Origin of the sequence: Devosia rhodophyticola, from assembly GCF_028816475.1 — a bacterium.
Taxonomy (GTDB): Bacteria; Pseudomonadota; Alphaproteobacteria; order Rhizobiales; family Devosiaceae; genus Devosia; species Devosia rhodophyticola.
Genome location: NZ_CP118247.1, coordinates 3,132,627 through 3,154,050 on the forward strand (window position 1 = coordinate 3,132,627; position 21,424 = coordinate 3,154,050).

At 56.3% G+C, this 21,424-nt stretch carries 14 protein-coding genes, 1 tRNA gene and 1 pseudogene; 8 read left to right on the plus strand and 8 right to left on the minus strand.

Going from position 1 to position 21,424, the window contains the following annotated elements; genetic code table 11:
* Nucleotides 1-68: 68 nt before the first annotated feature.
* The 5 genes from PSQ90_RS15425 (at nucleotide 69) to PSQ90_RS15445 (ending at nucleotide 8,563) form a co-directional block, all read left to right on the plus strand.
* Entirely contained in the window at nucleotides 69-1,688 is a 1,620-nt protein-coding gene (locus tag PSQ90_RS15425) for a hypothetical protein (protein ID WP_282211154.1), read from the plus strand.
* Between the two features lie 180 nt (nucleotides 1,689-1,868).
* A complete protein-coding gene (locus PSQ90_RS15430) occupies nucleotides 1,869-2,330 on the plus strand; it encodes a hypothetical protein (RefSeq protein WP_282211155.1) in 462 nt (153 codons plus the stop codon).
* Nucleotides 2,323-4,059: a sacsin N-terminal ATP-binding-like domain-containing protein gene (locus PSQ90_RS15435; RefSeq protein WP_282211156.1), complete on the plus strand. Its 1,737-nt coding sequence runs from the start codon at nucleotides 2,323-2,325 to the stop codon at nucleotides 4,057-4,059. The genes PSQ90_RS15430 and PSQ90_RS15435 overlap by 8 nt, the downstream gene beginning before the upstream one ends.
* A gap of 600 nt (nucleotides 4,060-4,659) precedes the next feature.
* On the plus strand, nucleotides 4,660-7,884 hold the full coding sequence (locus PSQ90_RS15440; protein ID WP_282211157.1) for a hypothetical protein: 3,225 nt from the start codon (nucleotides 4,660-4,662) through the stop codon (nucleotides 7,882-7,884).
* A gap of 541 nt (nucleotides 7,885-8,425) precedes the next feature.
* On the plus strand, nucleotides 8,426-8,563 hold the full coding sequence (locus PSQ90_RS15445) for a hypothetical protein (RefSeq protein ID WP_282211158.1): 138 nt from the start codon (nucleotides 8,426-8,428) through the stop codon (nucleotides 8,561-8,563).
* Here the strand turns inward: PSQ90_RS15445 and PSQ90_RS15450 are convergent.
* The 7 genes from PSQ90_RS15450 to PSQ90_RS15480 all read right to left on the minus strand — a co-directional run bounded on the left by PSQ90_RS15450 (nucleotide 8,553) and on the right by PSQ90_RS15480 (nucleotide 17,569).
* A protein-coding gene (locus PSQ90_RS15450) for an IS5 family transposase (protein ID WP_282211159.1) occupies nucleotides 8,553-9,313 on the minus strand; the annotation gives its coding sequence in 2 pieces (ribosomal slippage) (nucleotides 8,553-8,983 and nucleotides 8,983-9,313; 762 coding nt in all). The genes PSQ90_RS15445 and PSQ90_RS15450 overlap by 11 nt on opposite strands.
* Before the next feature lie 717 nt (nucleotides 9,314-10,030).
* Nucleotides 10,031-11,104: an ABC transporter ATP-binding protein gene (locus PSQ90_RS15455; protein ID WP_282211160.1), complete on the minus strand. Its 1,074-nt coding sequence runs from the start codon at nucleotides 11,102-11,104 to the stop codon at nucleotides 10,031-10,033.
* Between the two features lie 10 nt (nucleotides 11,105-11,114).
* On the minus strand, nucleotides 11,115-13,355 hold the full coding sequence (locus PSQ90_RS15460) for a glycoside hydrolase family 2 protein (RefSeq protein ID WP_282211161.1): 2,241 nt from the start codon (nucleotides 13,353-13,355) through the stop codon (nucleotides 11,115-11,117).
* A gap of 14 nt (nucleotides 13,356-13,369) precedes the next feature.
* The gene (locus tag PSQ90_RS15465; RefSeq protein WP_282211162.1) at nucleotides 13,370-14,182 is read right to left on the minus strand and encodes a carbohydrate ABC transporter permease; all 813 of its coding nucleotides are present in this window, start codon (nucleotides 14,180-14,182) and stop codon (nucleotides 13,370-13,372) included.
* Nucleotides 14,179-15,069 (minus strand): carbohydrate ABC transporter permease, encoded by an 891-nt coding sequence (locus PSQ90_RS15470; protein WP_282211163.1) that lies wholly within the window; start codon nucleotides 15,067-15,069, stop codon nucleotides 14,179-14,181. Before PSQ90_RS15470 ends, PSQ90_RS15465 begins: the two co-directional genes overlap by 4 nt.
* 101 nt (nucleotides 15,070-15,170) lie before the next feature.
* The gene (locus PSQ90_RS15475) at nucleotides 15,171-16,445 is read right to left on the minus strand and encodes an ABC transporter substrate-binding protein (protein WP_282211164.1); all 1,275 of its coding nucleotides are present in this window, start codon (nucleotides 16,443-16,445) and stop codon (nucleotides 15,171-15,173) included.
* A gap of 95 nt (nucleotides 16,446-16,540) precedes the next feature.
* The gene (locus PSQ90_RS15480; RefSeq protein ID WP_282211165.1) at nucleotides 16,541-17,569 is read right to left on the minus strand and encodes a LacI family DNA-binding transcriptional regulator; all 1,029 of its coding nucleotides are present in this window, start codon (nucleotides 17,567-17,569) and stop codon (nucleotides 16,541-16,543) included.
* Between the two features lie 150 nt (nucleotides 17,570-17,719).
* On the opposite strand from PSQ90_RS15480, the gene PSQ90_RS15485 reads away from it, so the two are divergent.
* Nucleotides 17,720-17,932, plus strand: a complete 213-nt coding sequence (locus PSQ90_RS15485; protein WP_282211166.1) for a hypothetical protein — start codon at nucleotides 17,720-17,722, stop codon at nucleotides 17,930-17,932.
* A 275-nt stretch (nucleotides 17,933-18,207) separates the two neighbouring features.
* Here PSQ90_RS15485 and PSQ90_RS15490 read toward each other — a convergent pair.
* Nucleotides 18,208-18,283: transfer RNA gene (locus PSQ90_RS15490), tRNA-Thr, on the minus strand.
* A 303-nt stretch (nucleotides 18,284-18,586) separates the two neighbouring features.
* Here PSQ90_RS15490 and cysD point away from each other — a divergent pair.
* Nucleotides 18,587-19,493: pseudogene (cysD, locus tag PSQ90_RS15495) on the plus strand (sulfate adenylyltransferase subunit CysD).
* A 1-nt stretch (nucleotide 19,494) separates the two neighbouring features.
* Entirely contained in the window at nucleotides 19,495-21,387 is a 1,893-nt protein-coding gene (cysN, locus tag PSQ90_RS15500; RefSeq protein WP_282211167.1) for a sulfate adenylyltransferase subunit CysN, read from the plus strand.
* Nucleotides 21,388-21,424: the final 37 nt, after the last annotated feature.

The following is a 21,424-nucleotide window of genomic DNA, read 5'->3' on the forward strand; positions in this document are numbered from 1 at the left end:
GGATTATGGGAGGACTAAGACGCGATGAACGCGGCTCTGTGGTGCGGAATACACTTTCAGACGATAATTTGCGTAAGCTTTCCGACCTACGTGCTAAGCTCGGCGACAAGGCCATGGCGACGATTGCCATTCAGAAACAGGCAGGGTCGGCTCATTCAACTCGAAAAGCGGAGCTTGCGATTGCTAAGCGTGTTCCGAATCGACCATCTGCAGCGGCTAAGCTGCCAAAACCGCCGAAGGTATTGGCAAGGAAACCCAGGCGAGGGTTGAAGCTGCGACCTGCGAAACCCGTCGAAATGTTGCCTGAGGAAAAGGCGCCTCCGTTTCAATGGTGGGAGTTGCCAGAGGGAGCGTCGGTTCGAGAGGTGCCACCGAACCGCATCTCTGAAAGCAGTCACGCTATCTTGGACTCCCTATTGACCCCCGGAGGGGGTGAAGAAGTTCGAGACGATCTCCAAGAACTTTTTGCGGTGATCGGTCTCGACTTTGGCACCAGCTGTACCAAAGTCGTCGTGCGGTTCCCATACGAAACCGGCGAACTGACGGTGGCGATACCCGCACCAGAGTATTGCGTAAGCAACAATCAGCCACACCTATGGCAGACTGTTCTGTGGCTCCGTCCGGATGGACAGTTCCTCGCTTGGCCGGAGGAGGGGGCGGTGCTGCTTCATGCCCTTAAGCAGGGCGTTATGGCGTCCGGTGCTGATGGCAATGTTACGCCGGGCAAATATCGCGGTCTATCCGTGTCAAAAGCCGACGCCGCCACCGCCTATTTGGCTTATGTGATCAGGTATACACGCGGGTGGCTTAGGACTCATCGACCAAACCTGTTTAGAGGAAGACATACCAGGTGGCTGCTTAACCTTGGCCTACCAGCAGAGAAGGCAGACAACGGCCAGCTGACGGCCACATATCGCCAGATCGCAGCAGCCGCGCTTCTTTGCGCGAATTACACTGACCGGCCAGACATTGAGATCATAAAGCTCTTTTTGACCGATGATGCAGTCGTCACGGCAGGCATGTCGGAAGACAAGGCTCTTGAACTCGGTATAGGCGTCTTTCCCGAGACGGTCGCTGAAGCAGTAGGTTTTGTGAAGTCAAATCTAGCCTCACTCGATCTCTACCTCATGGTAGATGTAGGAGCATCGACGCTGGATATCTGCACCTTCAGGCTCCACCGTTGGGAGCCAGGAACGTATCAGTATGCACTACAGAGCGGCATGGTTAGGCCGTTAGGTGTCGAGGCGATGCACTGGTTCCTCGGGCAGGGACGGACTGTCGCGGCTTTTATTCAACAGTGTGAGCGCGGTCTGTGGGAAGTTGTCTGGGCGACGCGAACAGACAAAGACCCCAACGCGCAATGTTGGCAGGACGGTCAAGACTTGTCAGTATTTCTTGTAGGGGGCGGGGCGAAAAGCTTGATTCACCGTAAGGTTATTGACGACCTTACCCCATGGCTTCGCACGAACACGAAGGGTAACGGTGTGAGGCTGGTTCAACTTCCAGTACCCAAAACATTAGACACCTCCACCCCCGTCATCGATTTCGGTAGGTTGGCAGTCGCTTGGGGTTTGAGTTACCCGGAAGACCAGATCGGCAAGGTGGTTCCCCCGTCTCAAAGTACAAATGTCCCGATGGCCGTACGCAGGGAGGTCTCCGAGGAATACGTGAGTAAAGATTTGGTGTGACCCAAATTTCCATCCCTAGCCGGAGCTGGCTTAGATTCAGCTACAACAAGCAGGCCGGCCTATTACACTTTTATCAGGGGCTATTCTCCAGAAATTTACATCGTCATAATCTATTGTTTAAGTGAACATTTTGCTACTGAAATTCCGCGAGGATATATTGTATAAAATTTTGGGAAAACAGTGAGGGACATCGACGGTCGCGCATTTCTGTCCGCCTCCGATCTCATGCGCTTCATGGGGTGCACGCACGCGACCACGCTCGATCTGGCACAAATGCGTGGCACCGGCCCGAAGCCGCGGGAAGACAGCGAAGATGCCGCCCTTTTGCAGAAGCAAGGCAACGCTCATGAGGCTGCGCACTTGGCGCGGCTCAACGCGGCGGGCCGAGGTATCGTCGAGATTACGCGTGGTACGCGTCTCGACGTGGCGGTCTCGCGGGCCAAGGGACTGGCGCTGGCTTTCGGTGCACCGCGATTGCGCGAAGCGAAATGTGAGACGGTCGAGCAGATGCGGCTGGTGAACACGCTTTGTGCATTGAACAAACCTTGCTCGCCACGCACGTTGCCGAGTAGCGCAATATCCTCTGCTAGTTGCGGCCATGAAAACACAGACAGCATGACTGCAGAGATCCCAAATGCTTAATGAAGCTTCCTTAGTTGATAGCCGCAAGCCAACGCGCCCCAGCACGCTCGAGGCCGTTATTTGCGCAGAGACCGGCGGCAAGATTCGCAGTTTTCTCTATCAGCTTGCAGAAGGGGTGACCGATTACCGGTCCATCCATAGCCTAACCGAGCAGGTACGGCACCAATACCACGGCCGCTTTGCCATCGAGCTGATCCAGAACGCTTACGATGCTGTCAGCCGGGCCGCGGATCGCAAAGCCTCACAATGCCGCATCGAGATGCGACTGGAAATGGATGGTGAGTTGGGAACGCTTTACGTTGCCAATGATGGTGCTCCTTTTTCGCATAGCAACTTTGAAAGCGTTTCCCGGCTTGGTCAAAGCGACAAGGATCCGGCCACCTCTGTAGGCAACAAAGGGATCGGCTTTCGCAGCGTACTCGAGATCAGTCAAAAGCCCCGCATCTGGTCCCGGCGACAGGAGGCCAGCCCAACATTCGACGGCTATTGCTTCGGCTTCGATCCTGAATTTGCTTGGTCGCTCCTAGACCCTTTGGTCGCCATCCTCGAAGATAGGCCGCTTCCATTCGAACAGAGATGGTTTGCAGAGATTGTCGATGAAGATCCAAGCCTTTCCGGGCGTTTGCGCGCCGGCGCGCTACGCCGTCAAGCACAAGGCGCTAATTCGACCCCGAGCTGGTTGCGCGAAGAGATCGGCTACCTTTCGCCGTATCTCTTGCCCTGGCCGCAGTCAGCGCGCAGCCCCGTGATCGACGACCTCGAAGCCCGCGGATTTGCATCCGTCCTGGCCTTGCCGTTGCTTTCTCCCGCAGCCACCACGCTGGTGGAACGCAAGCTCGCCGAGATCACAGCCGATTCCATGCTGTTTCTCGACCACCTGAAGGCGCTGACCATCACCACTCCGAATGGTTCCAGAGCGTTCCATCGTCGCGTCCTACAGGAAGCGACCGGACCGAGAGGTTTTGGCAAGATCTCAATCTGCTCGGGCGACACTACGAGGCACTATTCCATCTGGCGGCGTGAACTTGCGGTATTGGACATGCCAAAGGCAGTCCAGGAATCTATTCTCGGCTTGCCCGGCCATTGGCCAAAACTGGAACGGGCAGAGATTTCCATTTCGGTCAGCGATGACCATGAGCCAACACCGGGAAAACTCAGCATTTTCCTTCCGACCTCGCTGGAGACCGGTGCCGCCCTGCACATCAACGGGCCGTTTTTCGGCGACATGAGCCGCACGACGATCAGCTTTGATACCGAGGCAGAGGGCGCACAGGCCGGTGGAAGCTACAACGACTTCCTGCTGCATCAGACTGCCGTTCTCGCTCTGGAGGCGGTTGCCGGCGACTTGGCCGGATGCTCTGCGGCACAGGCAGCCGGAATCCTAGACATCCTAGCGCCACTTGCCACTGAGAGCACACCAAAGGAGCGCTGGCAAAACCACTTGCGCCAAGCTGCGGCGGATATGGGGATCAGCATTGAGACCGCCCCCTGGATGCTCAGCGATTACGGCTGGCGCTCGCTGTCAGAGACATCCCTGCTGCCGCTGCCAAACGACCCCAAGTTGCTGGATGCGAGCGTGCTTCGCCAGCATGCAACCTTCCCTGCCTATACCGCGGCACTGGATTCCCGCATGGGTTCAATCGAGCGCCTCTCCGAGCACTTTGACATCGACGTCATGCCTGCAGAAGCAGATCAAGCGACAATGATCGAAGCCGCCGCAAAGCGCTAGCGGGAGAAGCGGAGCTGAATTGGGATCACTTTTGGCGGGATGTCTGCGAAATTTTCTCAGACGACCTGTCCCACCTCAAGGGTAAGGACGTACTTCTATGCACAGATGGCAGACTGCATTCCGGCGGTGTTGCCGGGCAGGCCATCTATTTTCGTCCGCGCCAATTCGGTCAAGACGATGTGATAGCCCGGACGAGCCCGGCATCGACCAGATTCCTGCAGCGCTACAGTCGTTCATCGCTATCCTGGATCCGCAGATACCCGTCAGCGAAGTTCGCGATGGCCGCAGGCAGAACACCGAACTTCACAAGCGCCTGACCGATGCCAAACTGGTCAACACCTTCAGGCGCGAAGACGTACTTGCGGACATTCTGGTCCCTAATCTTCCCCAGATGCCCGTTGCTCGCAGGACCAGCGAAGCCGAATTGTGTCGCGATGCCCTTTCCTACGCGCTCCGTCTCGCTGCTTCTTTGGAGGCGCGCGGCGACGGGGAGAGTGTCACAAAAGCCATGGCCAAGATCCCCGTTCCCTGCCGGGGCGGATGGTATCCTCTTTCGCAGGCGATTTTTGGGGGGGCTGGCCGGGAACCCAAGGAGCCACGGTGGAGCGGTACCTACGACTTGCTGGCACCGAAAGCACCAAGGTCGTGCGTGCCCGGTTGCTCAGCGACCCCGATGACCCTAACTGGGGTGAGTTTGGTGGATACGCACGTCCGGTGCTTGAAAGCGCCGGTGTTTCCGACGGTTTGCCGCTCATGATGATCGGCGGTGACAAGCCTGCATTGACGTGCGAGGTCAGCTACCACCGTTTTCAGCAGCTCTCATCCGTCCCACCGCCCATAGACGATGAGACGTGGGGAGCTTTTAGCGACAATCTGCGCGGTTTGCAGAGCTATTACAAATCGGGACGGTCTAAGATCGACACTTTCCGGTGGCTGCCGGGGCTAGAAAGCCGCTCGTCGTTCGACAACGGCACCAAACAGGCATTCCTTGATGTCGTCATGGGCAGTGCTCTGCATTGGGGCAGCGGTTGGCAAAGCGTGGATCTCATGAGGAACACGGGGACCTATGAGCGCATCACGCTAGACTCACCGCTATCCTTGGCCTTGGCCATGTTTGACTGGATTCCCGATGGGGATCTGGAAAGCACCCGAAGCTGGAGTAAGCCCGCCGGACGCTGGTTTGTCCCGAGCCGTTACACCGCAAACGGCAGAACCTGGACCTTTGAGCATCTTGACCCGCTGCCCGCCCAAGTCGCGGTGCGGATCGAGCAGGACGACACCCTCAAGTCATTGTTTACCCGTCTCGGGGTCGCCCATTACGACCCAGAGACGCAAACAGACGATGTGCGTCTGCTAGACAGTCTAGGCAAAGCCGTCGAGAGCCGCTCATTCCGCAACGCGAGCATCTTGATCGGGCAACTCCGCGCGGCTTGGGACGCCTTTGATCCGGCATCACCGGCCGCTTTCCCTGCGCAGATTGTTGTGCAGCAGCCCGAGGGCAATCTGGCCTTGGTAGAACCTACCGCGGCTAGCCCGGTTTATCTGCCCAGCAACCGCTCATCTACTTCCGATCTCCGCGAGCTCGGCCTTTCGGTCATTGCGATCGAATCCAAGGCAGCGCAGCGCCTTGCCGATGGCTTTTCAGGACGTTTTGGGGTCGCGGTGAGGAATTCGGAACGCTTCGAATTGGTTGCGCTGTCAGGTGGTCGACCTCTCGCAGATATCGAGTCCATCGAGCTACCGTCATTTCGGGATCTCGATGGGGTTATTCCCATGGTACTGACGATCGCCGCCTTTCACGGGCAGAACGCCCAAGGGACGATGTCCGTGGGGTTCAACGACCTTGTCGCTGCGTTCCGCGAGGCGAGAGTGGCCGTCGTGCCGGAACTTTCGGTTGTGCCCATGGTAACCGACCAGCCCATTGCAGATCCCATGCCCCAGATGGCCTCCTGGCTTGCACGCAAAAGAACGCTCGTTCTTGATGCAAACTGGAAATCCGACATCCAATCAGTCGCTGACTCGATGTCGCAACTGATTGGTCGGTCCGACTTACGAGTGCAGATCCGTACCGGTCTCGATGAAATTTGGCTTAACAATGAGGATGTGATCCCTGAACGGACCTTGAGACTCCTTGATCTGTCGCCGGATCATTTCCACGAGGTTCTCGAACTCTGGCGCGGCGACCTTGGCCCGTTGGTTTCTCGGTTGTCAAAGCTTCTGCGTGTTCTTGCGCAAGAAGAGCTGGCTGGTCGTGTTGAGGCATCCGAGCAGCGCGACCAACTGAACTCCCTTCTTGATGAGGCTTTCCCGTCCCAAGAGCTCGCGCGGGAAGTGTTGAATGCAGCTGTTATATCACGAGAAAGCCTGCAATTCGGCATTGTTGCGCGCGATCTCTTGGGTCCACAGGTCGAGCTTGCACAATGGAACCGCGAGGGAGCTCGGCGCGGTGAGATCGCAATTTCCAACCCCTTGTACGAAAACCAATTCAGCCAACATCGCGATCGGATGCTTCCAGTCGTGAGGCGTATGGTTGCAGCACTTGCCGCTCGGACGCCTAGCGCGCCGCCTTTTACCACGATGGTGAAGCGCCTCGATGACATGGTGCCCCCCTCGGCTGCCGCCGAAGCTTATTGGGAGCTTCCGGCCTTAGTAGTGGCAGGGGCGATCGCTGGGGAGCTGGGACAGGCAGGTTTCGCGTTTGATGAAGCCGTCTTGCGCGACCTGCTGGCCTCACCTGAGCCTGGGCACGCCATCGCCTGCCTTCCGTTCGAAGTTTCACTGATTGACCCCGTGGAAACGGCAGCAGTGAACCGTCGGTTTTTAGAGGAGTTGCACAGCCAGCTCATGTTGATCGCGACAGCGTGGCATGCCGCAGCCGAGATGAACGAAAGCTCTGCTTGGCGCGCGATGAAGCTCGGTGACCCGGCTTCATCACCACGCCCCGAGGATCGCGACGTCTTCACCTTGCGTTGGAACGAGGCGCGCGCCCTGGACTACCTCCGCGCGGAATTGCCCCAGGCCACGCCACAGGCAATCCGTGACGCTATATCAGACGCAGGGTCGCTCAACGCGGTGATGACAGCACTGCAAGTGAACCCTGAGGAGATGGACCATGCACAGGACCGGCTGGCGGCCAAGCAGGCGGAAGACGAACGTAAGAAACGCGTGGTCCAGGTCTGCGGCGGCGATATCGATAATTCGGAGAGCGGTCTCGCAGGGCTCTTCGCACATATTTCGGCGCATGTTCCCGACGCCGGCGTCAGCGCACTTGCAGGATTCGATTTGACGGCGGTCACGCTTCCGCAAAAGGTAAAAAAGCCGAAGCCGAGCGATACGAAAGACAGGACCAAGCGCACACGAGTGCCTCCGAAGACGCGCCGGCACATGGAGGATCTGATCGGGGCAGCGGGCGAAATCCATGCCTTCCGTTGGTTGCAGTTCAAATACGGGCCCGAGATCATCACTCCAACAAGCTGGGTATCGGCCTACAGTGAGAAAGCCTTTCCAGATAACGCGTCATTCGTACATGAGGGGAAAGGCTGCGATATCTCGTTCATACTGGATGGGTGCACCTACAACATCGAGGTTAAATCCAGCGAAGAGGATGGCACCGGCTTCACGCTCGGCACCTCCGAGATCGGCCTCGCGAGAGAGATCGCCCGAAAGAGTCGGAGGCGGCAGCGCGAGGAGTTCTTCGTTCTTAAGGTGGATCGCGTACTGACGCCCGAGCCCAAGTTCACGCTGCTGCCAAACCCCTATGATCCAGCGCATCAGGATCGTTTTGCTATCATCGATGAGGGTGCTCGGGTAACCTACCGACCGTAGACCTACCGTGGACGGAGGTAGAGAAGGTTGGCTATCAGGCCCATCCCCTCCGCCATAAAACATCGATAAGCCGATGTATTTTTTAGGGTAATTTCTAAACCTTGTAGCTGTATGTACTTGGGTGCGCACTCTGTGCGCCCAACATCTAACGTGCAGCCTCCCCGAAAAGATGGGTTGGCTGCAAACCTTCGGTTGGGCTGCCAATAGCACATCTCTAAACGGCGTTGTCTCGCGGGAAATCCCGAGAGCCTAATACCTCGGTCGGCGCGTATCTGGCCCGGGCTCACGCTGCTCATGTACCGCCGCTGGTCCGTTCAGCCTGCCCAAGGCGGCTAAGCCTTCCAGTAAGGGGGCGACGCTGGTGGTGCGGGTGCGGGCGAAGCGGCGGGGCGATTTGTTCGGGGCTGGCTTCGCCCATATCTAACAGGGTTTCGCGCACGGCGGCGATCTGGCTGGGCAGCGTTTTGGGCCAAGGCTATTTTTCGATTTTGTCGGCGACTCCCATATCCAGCTCTGCCTGCTCGTCTTTGGCTTCGGCCACATGCCCTTCTGGATTTTGATAATCGAGACGGCCTCGGCCACGGCGGCATCGATAATCGTGCAGATCGCGCAAAATGCCGACGAGGCCTTGGTGGTGGATTTCTTTGTCTTTGCCCTAGGCTCAGGACTCATTGATTGAGCCAGAAGATGACGGTTGCAGCGATGCAGATGGCGGACATGAAGGTGTGTGCGCATCGGTCGTAGCGGGTGTGGATGCGTCGCCAGTCCTTGAGTTTGCCGAACATGTTCTCTCCCTTGTGGCGCTGGCGGTAGAGCCCTGCGTCGTGAGCGATCGGGACCTTGCGGTTGATCTTTGAGGGGATGCAGGCGGCAATGCCGCGCTCGGCCAAGGCGGCTCGGAACCAGTCGGCATCGTAGCCCCTGTCTGCCAGCAGCGTCTTGGCCTTGGGTAAGGCGTCGATCATCAGCGCTGCGCCCTTGTAGTCGCTCATCTGCCCTTCGCTGAGCAGCATGACCAGTGGTCGGCCCTTGCCATCGCAGACCGCGTGCAGCTTGGAATTCAGGCCACCTTTGGTGCGTCCGATACGTCTGGGAACGGCCCCTTTTTAAGCAGGCTGGCCGCCGTGCGGTGCGCTTTGAGATGGGTAGCGTCGATCATCAGTTGCTCCGGCTTGCCGCCCTTCGCCGCCAATGCCGCGAATATCTTGTTGAACACGCCCATCCGGCTCCAGCGAATGAACCGGTTGTAGATCGTCTTCGGCGGACCGTAAGCCGCAGGCGCATCACGCCACCGCAGACCGTTGCGGATCACAAAGATGATGCCGCTGATGATCCGTCGGTCATCAACCCGCGGCACTCCGTGCGACAACGGAAAATATGGCTCGATCCGGCGCATCTGCGCCTCCGACAGCCAGATCAGGTCGCTCATGGCAACGCCTCCTCGCGCTGCCAATGAATCAACTCATCGCCCGCTCTGCAAGCAATTTAATAGGGCCTGAGCCTAGATCACGTCGCCGACGCGCAGCTTTTCGAGTACGTTAAATATGTTTGTCAGTGTCAGCTTGGGATGGCGGCCTGTTGGCGTTTGCGGTGGGCGTCGAGGTTTTCGCCGATGGTGGCGGAGGTGGTTTTTTTGTGGGTCGGTACGATTTGGGGAGGGGAATTTATTGAAGCAGTTTGAATGGTTCTACCCAGGTTCGTTTCGAACGCCGAGCCATCCGCCTGCAGTTAAAGAAAAGGTTTCATGTATGTGAGACTTAGGATGGTCAGTTCGCCAGCACCGGACAGGGCAATCGCAAACATTTGCTTTCCGCTACAACCTCACTGTCAATGAGTTGAAAAAAGTCGAAATTTTGCGGTCCTTGTTGTCGCGATAAATCTAGTTTGGCCACCGATTGCTCGTCTCAAGTCCGGATGTGTCTTGCCGAGAATCCATCATTTTTTGGCATATTGGGCCGCATTTTTTTAGTTGGTAACTTTGGCGTAAAACGGCGGATTGCCAATGATGAATTCACCTTTGGGCCGTTTGTTTGCCTTGGGCTTCATATGCATAAACCTGCACGAGCACCGCCGGGTCTCTACACTGTTAAGTGGAGCGAGGGCTCGCATGACTTGGTCGATTGATGCAACAGTCCACACATTGTTGTTAGCGTATGCGATTACCGTCGGTGCCGAACAGCAAGACACTTGTCGGATTAAAACGCGCGACGAAATTTTGGCCGGGCTTGACGGCACGGGCATCCCGCGCGGCAACAGTGATCACCTCGCCATCATTGTGACTGGCATAAACATAGGTTTCGCCGCCGAGGTGCTCGATCATTTCGATTTTGAGATCGAGTTTTGTTCTGCCGTCCGGCTCGAATTGTTCGGGACGAATGCCAACGGTGACGTCAGTGCCCGCTGCAGGCCGGGCCACGCTGTCGTGCAGCGGGATGATCTGGTCACCATATTCGGGCAGCCGCACATCCGCGCCGGATTCAGCGACAACGCCCTTGAGGAAATTCATCTTCGGCGACCCGATAAAACCGGCCACAAACAAATTATCGGGGTCATCATAGAGCGTCAGGGGGCTCCCCACTTGTGCGACCGATCCATCGCGCATCACCACAATCTTGTCGGCCAGGGTCATCGCTTCGACCTGATCGTGGGTGACGTAAATGATTGTTGTCGCCAGTTCCTTGTGCAGCCGCGCAATCTCGATGCGCATGTGAACACGCAACTCGGCATCGAGGTTGGAGAGCGGTTCGTCGAAAAGAAATACTTCGGGATGGCGCACGATGGCGCGTCCGATGGCGACACGCTGGCGCTGCCCGCCCGACAGCTCTCCGGGCCTACGGTGCATGAGCGGCGCCAACTCCAGAATGCGCGCTGCTTCATCGACCTGCCGGTCGATCTCGTCTTTGGCGACGCCGGCGAACTTGAGCGCAAACCCCATGTTCTGACGCACACTCATATGCGGATAAAGCGCATAAGTCTGGAAAACCATGGCAATACCGCGTTTGGACGGATCGACATCGTTCATGCGCGTCCCGCCGATATCCAGCTCACCCTCGGTAATTCCCTCAAGCCCGGCAATCATCCGCAATAATGTGGATTTGCCGCAACCGGACGGACCAACGAAAACCACGAACTCGTTCGGCTCGATATCGAGATCAATGCCCCTGATAACTTCGACGCTGCCGAAGGATTTGCGAACGCCGCGCAGTTTCAATCCACTCATGCGATTTTCCTCATTCCGCTTTGAGTTGAACAGTTGTTGTGCCCAAGCGTTCGCTTGTCACAGTAACCGAGACAGGTCCGGTCGTGCCCGTCGATTCCAGCCAGAATCCCGTCGCGCCGCCACGCAGTGATACAAGTTTCGGGCCATGCACAACCGCCGGGCCCTCAACAGAGATACTAACCGGCTCGAACAGGAACGGCATCTTGTTGCCCGCCTGATCCAGTGCCCGCACCATGACGCGGACGCTATCCTTGCCTTGGGCGGCCAACATCTCGCGATCCGGTGCGACTTGCAGCGTTGTGAGCGCGGGATTGGCAACAAATCTGGTCGTCTTCATCGGTTTGCCGTCGACATAACCGACAATCTTGGCATCTTCCCATACCATCCCCCAGCGTCCCAGCTCGTCGGCGGAAAAATGCCGACGGTCGATGATAACTGGCGGATGGGGCAGGTGCGGGAAGCGCTCGACGTCGGGTTTAATCCGTTTTGGTGGATTGTCGCCGTAGGTAAACTCAACTTCGTCGCAATTGGTCAGAACGATCAATGGCAGCACGCCGCCAATATTGCGTTCGCCCCGCGCCCAGAAGGTCACTGGCGCCAAAACGGGATCATTGTCGGGCTCGGCCTGGCTGGCATAAGCGTAGGCGGCAAATTTGGGCTCGCGATACATATCCATCACGCCATGATGGCAAATGCGATCGCCCGAGCCGAAATCGGCATGCGTGTTATAGTCGAATGCACACCAGCCGATGCACCCCGAAACGGCCGGATCGCCATAGGTTGCGTTGAGTACCTCAAGATGACGGATCACATGCTCGGCCTGCCGCTGCTCCTGATCGTAGCTTTTGGTTGGATACATGTGCCCGTTATATTCGGTCACCAGATAGGGAACGGGTCGGTCTAGTCCAGTGGTTTCGGCAACGGGGCGCAGGGGCGTCCGTGGCCGATTGCCCCCCAGTTCCTCATTGCCCAGGATGAAGTCGTTCATCGTATAGACGTCTTCGAGCATTTCGCTTTCGGTGATGTAGCGAACGCCGCCGGTCTGCCGGGTGGTGTCGAGTTCATGGGCCACGCGGTTAGTCTCGGCATAAAAGTCGTGATCGTCCTGACTTTCGTTGATGCGCACGCCCCAGATGATGATCGAGGGGTGGTTCCAGTCTCGTTCGATCATGCGGCGGACATTCTTGACCGATTCCGCCTTCCATTCGGTACCGCCAATATGTTGCCAGCCCGGAATTTCCTCGAAAACCAGCAAGCCGATCTCGTCGCAGCGGTCAAGGAACCAGCTCGATTGCGGATAGTGCGAGGTGCGTACCGTATTGAGTTTTAGCTCATGCTTGAGGATATCCGCATCCCGCTCCTGTGCGGCGCGTCCCAGCCCATAACCCGCGTGGGGAAAGGATTGATGCCGGTTAAGGCCGCGGATTTTGAGCGGCTGGCCATTGAGCAGGAAGCCGTCCGGCGTGAATTGGGCACTACGAAAGCCAAATTTGGTCTCGGTGGCATCGGTGCCATGCGGGGTTTCGAGCACAAGCTCCATCGCATAGAGTTTGGGGGCGTCGATGTCCCACAGTTCAATGTTTTCGAGGCCATCAAATGCGAGGGCGATATCAGGCCCGGTCACCGGCGACGACGTCGTTGCCAGCACCGTGTCGCCGTCCCGAAGTGTGGCCCGGATGGTGCCGGAAAGGGCTTTGCCCTGCGGATTGGCCAGCGCAACGGCAATCCTGACCGATCTGCGCCCTTCAAGCACATTCGGTGTCTCGATCTTCTGGTTGGCGATAAAGAGGGGTGGCGTCACCCTTAGCCAGGCATCACGGTAGATGCCGGCATAGGTGAGATAGTCGATCATGGCGCCGAACGGTGGAATCTGAGGGTTTTCGCTGCCGTCGATTGTCACGGTCAAAAGGTTGCCGCCATCCTTGAGAAGACCGGTCAGTCTGGCCTCGAAGGGCGTATACCCATCCTTGTGCGCGGCGATTTCATGGCCGTTGAGATAGACCTTGGCATCGGCCATGGCCGCATCGAAACGCAGCGTGACTTCCTTGTCTGCCCAGGCGGGGTCAGGGTGAATCAGTTTTTGATAGGCATATGGTTTTTGGTAGGTCTTTTCATCGAAATAGTTGAACGGCAGTTCGAGCGCGTTATGCGGCAGCACAATTGGTTCGCCCTCCACGAAAGCCGATTTCACTGCATCGGTGGGATCGGCGTGGAACTGCCAGTCGGTATTGAATGATTGGATCGAACGCATCGTGAAAAGTGTGCCTATTTGACGGAGCCCAACATTCCCTGCACAAATTGTCGTTGCAGGACGAAGAAAATGATGAGCGTGGGAAGAGTGGCGAGCACGGTGGATAGCAGGATCACACCGAAATCGGGTGTATAGGCCGACGTCAGAGACGATATCACGAGGGTGATAGTCTTTTTGTCCTCAGTCTGAAGTACGATGAGCGGCCACAGATAATTGTTCCAGCTCGTCATGAAGACGATGATGGTTGCGGCCGCATAGGTCGAGCGCATCGACGGCAGATAAACATAAAGGAAAATTTGCCATTCCTTCAGGCCATCAACGCGCGCGGCATCGCGTAATTCACCGGGAAAAGCCTTGGTGGCCTGCCGGAAGTAGAAGATGATGAAGATCGAGGCGACCGTGGGCAGAATGACCGCGGTAAAGGTGTTTGACAGGTGCGCCCGGGAAATCATGACAAAAAGCGGCACCATGAGGGCGGCGAACGGAATCGACAATAGCAGCAGCAGTATCTGGAAAATGCGTTCGCGCACGCGCGATCTGAAGATCTCAAATCCGTAGCCGGCTAGCGACGATACGGCGAGTGTCAGCACTGTTGCGGCAATCGCCACCACGGCCGAATTCCAGAACACTTGCGCCAGGTCGACCTGGGCCAGCAAATTCTGAAAATTCGCCACAAGGTTGGTGCCTATAGTGCTCTTGCCGGTCACGATGTCACGGGACTCGTTGGTGGCCCCTACCACCATCCAGTAGAACGGAAATATCGAAATGAACGTGGCAATGGAAAGTGACAGATATACCGCCGCCCGGCGAACGATCATGAAGTTCATGCCGTCCTCCGGCGGTCGCGGGCGATCATGAACTGGGCAATGCTCAGGATCGCCACCATGATGACGATGACATAGGACACCGTTGCCGAATAGCCGAAGCTGGGCATGAAGCGGAATGTCAGGTTGTAGATGTAAAGCGACAGGGTCAGCGTCGCGTCCCCGGGACCGCCTTGGGTGATGTTGTTCACTTCATCGAACAATTGCAGCGTGCCAATGGTAGAAATGATGGTGGTGAACAGGATCACCGGCTTCAACATTGGAATGGTGATCTGGGTAAAACGGGCCCATGCCGGAACACCATCAATACGCGCCGCCTCATATATCGATTTATCGACATTTTGCAGCGCCGCCAGGTAGAAGATCATGTTGTAGCCGGTCCAGCGCCAGGTGATGGCAAGAATGATGACGATCTTGGCCCAGAACGGATCGGTAAGCCATGGTATGGGGTCGTTGACCAGATGGGTGGCCAGCAGCACATTATTGACAACGCCGTCACCGGAAAACATTGATTTGAACAAGACAGAATAGGCGACGAGTGAGGTCACGCAGGGCAGAAAGATTGCGGTGCGGAACAGGCCCCTGAAGCGCAGCGTGGAGTCGTTGAGTGCCACGGCGAACAGCAGGGCGAGGATGATCATGATGGGCACCTGCACGATGAAAAATATGCAGGTATTGGTCAGCGCGCGCAGAAAAACCGGATCATTCAGCAGCCGCTCGACGTTGGCGAGGCCACCGAATTTGAAATTAGTGCCGCGCCCAACCTGAAAACTCATCCAGAGCGACCACAATATCGGATAGACCATGAAGATACCGATGAGCATCATGGCGGGCATGATGAATGCCCATCCATTTAGCTGCGCGTTTCGGTCGAAACGAGTTTGAGCCATGCCGCCCTCCAAATCACGCTCAATCGTACCACCATGGCCATGCCAATGCCGTTTGATGGACGGAGAGGAGCGGGCCTAGCCCGCTCCTCGAAAATTCGTGGTTATTGAATCTGCTGACGGAGTTGGCCGTCGATCGCCTGGAGCGCTTCGTCGATGTTGCCACCGTTGGCGATGGTAGGAAGCTGAGCCTGGACCGCAGCACGGGCTTCGGGTGTGAATGTGCCATAGTTGACCGAGGGCACTTTGCTGAGCCAGTCCGAGAAGTTCTGCCAGACTGGCTCGCCACCAAAGAAGTCGTCGCTGGCTTTGTAAGCGTCGCCGTCGCGCGCTGCCAACAGCGAGCCAACGGCACCCTGATTGACGAGGATGCCCTGATAGAAGTCGACATCACCAGCCCAGACGGTCTTCAGGAAGTCGACGGCTTCGTCCGTGTGCTCGGACGAGGCCAGAACGTACCAGCTTGAGCCACCATTGTTGGAGTAATGCGTTGCGCCATCGACACCATCGAGCTTGGGCAAGGGTGCAACACGCCAGTCACCGCTCTGATCAGGCTGCGATTTGATTGTGCCGGTGATCCAGACGCCCTGTGGCACAGCGGCAACCTCGCCGGAGGTGAAGGAACCGGTATAGTCTGTCCAGCCGGTGATCGACTTGACCAGACCGGCCTGCGCCATCTTCTGGAAAGCTTCAAGCGATGCCTTTAGTGCCGCATTGTCGACGATATTGGGCTCGCTGCCATCCTTGAGATACCACTGCCCGGTGGACTGCATCATCATGATGATCATGCCGTCATCATTATAATCCATGCTCAGCAGCTGATGGCCGGTCTTTTCCTTGACGTCCGTACCGATCTTGATCAGCTGATCCCAGGTGATGTCGTTGAGATCGTCAGCGCCGTAGCCAGCCTGTTCAAGATAGTCGGAACGGTAGAACAATCCACCAACGCCGGAATCGAACGGGAGTGAATAGGATTTGCCCTCATAGGTTGCTGCGGCAACCTTGTAGGACGCGAATTTCGTCATGTCGATGGAATCAGACAGCGGGACGAAAGCGCCCGGAAATGACTGAAGAAAGCGCTGTGCGTTGTCGTCCTGGATCAGCACCATGTCGGGCAACCCGTCAGTAACTCCGGCAAGAAGCTGGGTTTGGAGCTTCTGGTTGATATCGTCCTGAGAGATGTTGTTGACGTTGAACGTTGTGTCCGGGTGATCCTTGGTATACCGGGCACCGGCATCGGTCATCGCCGGAATGTTGAAGTTTGGATCCCAGCACCAGACCGTCAGTTCACTGGCAGACACAGCGGTCGCCGTGAGCATGCCAACGCCAGCCATGGTGGTGCCGAGCAAGCGGCTCCATCGCGAAGCAAACAGATTCATGAATTCCTCCCAATTCATGGCAGGCTCTCTCCCTGCCAGATATCAATCCTTAACGGGTGTGGAGGGCTTGTGCAATATTTTAGTAAATATTTATCTCAGGCAATTTTTATCTCTTCCGGGGTGCGCGTACTGCGCCGCCAGATGATGCGGTTTGCGATGCTGACGTGTCGCGTGAGGTCACTGCCGTCGAGGCGCTCGATCAGTAGATCGACGGCGGTTTTTCCGATATCTTCGGCGGGCAGGCGGATGGTTGTCAAGGGCGGATTGAGAAACTGGGCCACGGAAATATCGTTAAAGCTGGCCACGGCAATATCGTCGGGAATACGCAGGCCGCGTTCGTGCAAGGCGCGATATATGCCCACCGCGATATTGTCGTTGGATGTCAAAATGGCATCAGGTAGCTCGGGTGAGGACAGCAGCCGAGGTGCGAGGCGATGCCCGAACTCTTCGGTGGTTCGATCCAAGCTGTGTTCGGTAACGCAACGGTTGGGCTCAAAGGTCGCAAATTCCCGAGACCACTCAACGTAGGCCCGGCAACGTGTTTCCGCGTACGGTTCATCGGGCGAGTCCGCCCATCCGGCAAACCCGATCCTGTTGTATCCCATGGATTTCAAGGCATTCAACATCTTGCGTGTTGCCGCCCGCAGGTCGCTGTCCACGCTGTTGAATTCATCACCGGGCGGCGAAAAGTCAGCAAAGACCAAATGTCGGCTATGTTCGCGAAGCCAGTCGATCTCCGCTGAGGAATGTATCCCGATGGCAATGACACCGTCGGCGGAGTGCAGCAAAGTCGGATCGGGCATACTGACGGTATGATAGACTTTTATCGTTTCAATCTTAAGCTCATGGCAGCGGCTTTCGATGCCAAGCCGCAATCCGACATAATAGGGGTCGATCAGTTCCTGTTCGGGCCGAAGAAAATGCACGAGAGCCACACGATGCAAATTACGTTGGCGCGTGCGCTTGCGTGCACGCGGGGTCGCATAGCTCAGCGCTTCAGCAGTTTCGATGATCGCCTGCCGTTTTTGAGGCGCGACCGACAAGGTGGTGTCGAAATTGAGCACGCGAGAAACCGTCGCAGGCGAGACGCCAACTTTTTTGGCAATTTCCTTGAGCGTGACCATTTTGAAATGCCTGAGAACGGTTGTATGCGACAGTGGCATGACTTAGCGCAGCGTCGTGCAATTGGCAAAGCGCTAGTTTTGGCTGGGCATCAGTTGCTCTTATAGACTGCCGCGTGCAGAGGCGCTTTAGAATACCCTTGCTACCCTGAAATGGATAAAATTGATTTCGCCCTGCCAATCCTTTGCCAAACCCTGCGAATATCTCCGCCGCGTGTGTCTGAGCCGCTAGAAATTCAGTTCGACGAAAAATCCGAAATTCGTTCGTCATCAGCAAAAATGACGCCCAAAGTCACCTTCTATGCACCGGAAGTTGGCAACATCGAGTTCCAGCTTCGGCAAACACAAGGCGCTATAAAATTATAAAACGACGTGAATCCAACTTGATGCAGGCAGGGATTTTCTGACGTTGCACAATTAGTCGCGCGCCGCAGCAGGCATGTTGTGCATCCGCTATTCTTCCGACCCAAAGCATGCCGAATGATCATATTCATGCCGGTCGTGAATATAAGAAATCTGGGCGATGTGAAGGCCGCCTCCATCACGGTTGATATATGCGGAGATTGTTCGGACACATTGATCATCGCTGCATCCGCATGGTTTGGAGATGAATTCAACTTAGTAATACTGGGATGTTTGCTTGGTGCCGGCAACAGGATTCGAACCCGTGACCCCCTGATTACAAATCAGGTGCTCTACCAACTGAGCTATACCGGCGCTGGGCGGGGAAATAGCAGGCAGCGCGGGCGTTTGCAAGGGATTTGGTGCTGACCAGTATGATTGAGTGTCAATTTGGGCTGAAAATGATTTTTCTGCACAACTCGCGTACAACGGGACGAAATCACGTCGATCGAAGGACTGGAGCGCCAGCACTTTTGTGTGCGGGGCAACAGGCAGACGAATTTGCTGCCGCCGATTTTCCATCCGAATTTGCGCTTGCCGTCGAGGCGATGACGGCCTTACCAATCATCCGAAATAGTGGCATGGTTTTTAGTGCACTTTTTGACGGGGGCCAGGCAAATGCCGACACTAGATATGAGTCACTTGCGCGCGCTTGAAGCGGAAAGCATTGAAATTCTGCGCGAAGTTGCGGCAAGTTTTGAGCGACCCGTGATGATGTATTCCATTGGCAAGGATTCAAGCGTGCTGCTGCATTTGGCGCGCAAGGCGTTCTTCCCGTCCAAAATTCCATTCCCGTTGCTGCATGTGAATACCACCTGGAAGTTCCGCGAAATGATCACTTTTCGTGATCGCATGGCCGAGCAATATGGGTTTGATCTGATCAGCCATACCAATTCGGATGGTTTGCGCGATGGCATCAATCCTTTCGATCATGGCTCATCGCGCTTTACCGACATCATGAAGACGCAAGCGCTTCGGCAGGCGCTGGACGCGGGGCGCTACGATGCAGCAATAGGGGGCGCCCGTCGTGACGAGGAAAAGTCGCGGGCCAAGGAACGAATTTTTTCTCATCGCAACGCTCAGCACGCCTGGGATCCTAAACATCAGCGTCCTGAGTTATGGCGCGTTTTCAATACTCGGTTGAATCCGGGCGAAAGCATGCGCGTATTTCCTATCTCGAACTGGACCGAGTTGGACGTGTGGACGTATATTTATGCCGAGCAGATTGAACTTCCAGCGCTCTATTTCGCCAAAAGCCGTCCGGTCGTTGATCGCTCCGGGACATTGATCATGATTGACGATGATCGCTTCCGCTTTGAACCGGGCGAAAAGCCTTGCGACGAAGTCGTAAGATTCCGCACGCTGGGCGATTATCCTCTGACGGGTGCCATTCGCTCCGAGGCTGCGACTTTGCCAGAAATCATCATGGAAATGCAGGCCAGTCGGACCTCTGAGCGAGAAGGACGACTGATCGATAGCGACAGTGTCGGTTCAATGGAAAAAGAAGCAGGAAGGCTATTTCTGACATGCAAACTGCTGCCAATCCTTCGCCCGACACCGATATCGCCCTCTGGCTTAGCCAGCAGACCAATAAATCGCTTCTCCGGTTTTTGACCTGCGGCAGTGTCGACGACGGCAAATCGACCCTGATCGGTCGGCTGCTCTATGACAGTCAGCTGATCCTGGATGATCAATTAGCCAGTCTGCGCAATGAGAGCCACAATCGAACAACTGGCGAGGAAGGCATTGATTTTTCGCTTTTGGTAGACGGGCTCACTGCTGAACGGGAGCAGGGCATCACTATTGATGTAGCTTATCGGTTCTTTTCGACCGACCAGCGTAAATTCATTGTCGCCGACACGCCGGGTCACGAGCAGTACACGCGCAATATGGCGACCGGTGCGTCCAATGCCGATCTGGCCCTGGTGTTGATAGACGCACGCAAAGGGGTGCTGACTCAGACCCGTCGCCACAGCTTCATTTTGTCCCTGTTGGGCGTGAAACACGTCGTGGTTGTCATCAACAAGATCGATCTGATCAACTATGACCAGCAAGCGATAGAGGGCATTGAACGTGAATATCGCTCATTTGCGCAAACTCTCGGGTTCAAGACTTTGGCTGCCATTCCCGTGTCGGCTCTCAAGGGTGACAACATGCTGGCAACCAGTGCCCGAACGCCTTGGTACAAAGGGAAGTCGTTGGTCCCTTATCTCGAGACAGTCGACATCAGCGAGGACAAATCTGAACGCCCGATGCGGTTTCCTGTTCAGTGGGTAAATCGACCAAATCTTGATTTCCGCGGTTTTTCTGGAACGGTTGCTTCGGGACAAATTGCGGTCGACGACGAGGTTTTGCTTTCCGCCTCTCGCCAGCCGGCAAAGGTTGCGCAAATTGTCACCATGGATGGTCAATTGCAGCGGGCGAGCGTCGGCGAGGCCGTCACGCTTGTGCTGGATCGCGAGATTGATGTTTCGCGCGGCGATGTGTTTTCCCACCCTGGCGAGATGCCCGAATATTCTAATCAATTTCAGGCACGGCTAGTTTGGATGAGCCAGGACTCAGCCTTTCAAGGTCGCTCCTATCTGCTCAAGATCGGGACGCAAATGGTGCCGGCGACTATCACTGATATCAAGTTTCGCACGAATGTGAACACGCTTGAACAGGCAGCGGCCAACAAGCTTGATCTCAATGAAGTCGGGACCGTAACCATTGCGACCGACAAACCGATTGCGTTTGACGCCTATTCCACCAATGCGTTGACCGGCGGGTTTATTCTGGTGGATCGGTTGACCAATGCTACACTGGGCGCTGGTACTATCGACTTTGGGCTGCGGCGTGCACAAAACCTGACCTACCAGTCTTTTGATGTGAACCGCGAAGTTCGCGGCGCCATGAAAAAGCAGACGCCGCAGATCGTCTGGTTTACCGGCCTTTCTGGGTCGGGCAAATCCAGCATTGCGAACCTTTTGGAACGGCGCCTTACGGCACAAGGCAAGCACGCTTACATTCTTGATGGCGACAATGTGCGCCACGGCCTCAACAAGGATCTGGGCTTTACCGAGGCGGCTCGTGTTGAAAACATTCGTCGCGTTGCCGAGGTGGCGCGATTGATGGCCGATTCCGGCTTGATCGTTCTGGTGTCGTTTATCTCACCCTTTGCCAACGAACGCCGACTGGCCCGCGAAATTGCTGGCGACATTCAGTTCGCGGAAATTTACGTCGATACGCCGCTTGAGGTTTGTGAGGCCCGCGATCCCAAGGGTCTTTACAAGCGCGCTCGGGCAGGTGAAATCAAGAACTTCACCGGTTTGGATAGCCCGTTCGAGCCGCCTGTCGGCGCCGATCTGGTTTTGCATGGCGCCGAACATGATCCGTCAATATTGTCCGACGAACTCTATGGTTGGCTGAAAATTGACTGATCTCGCAGGGGTGGTGATCGCAGTACGCTGCCCCACG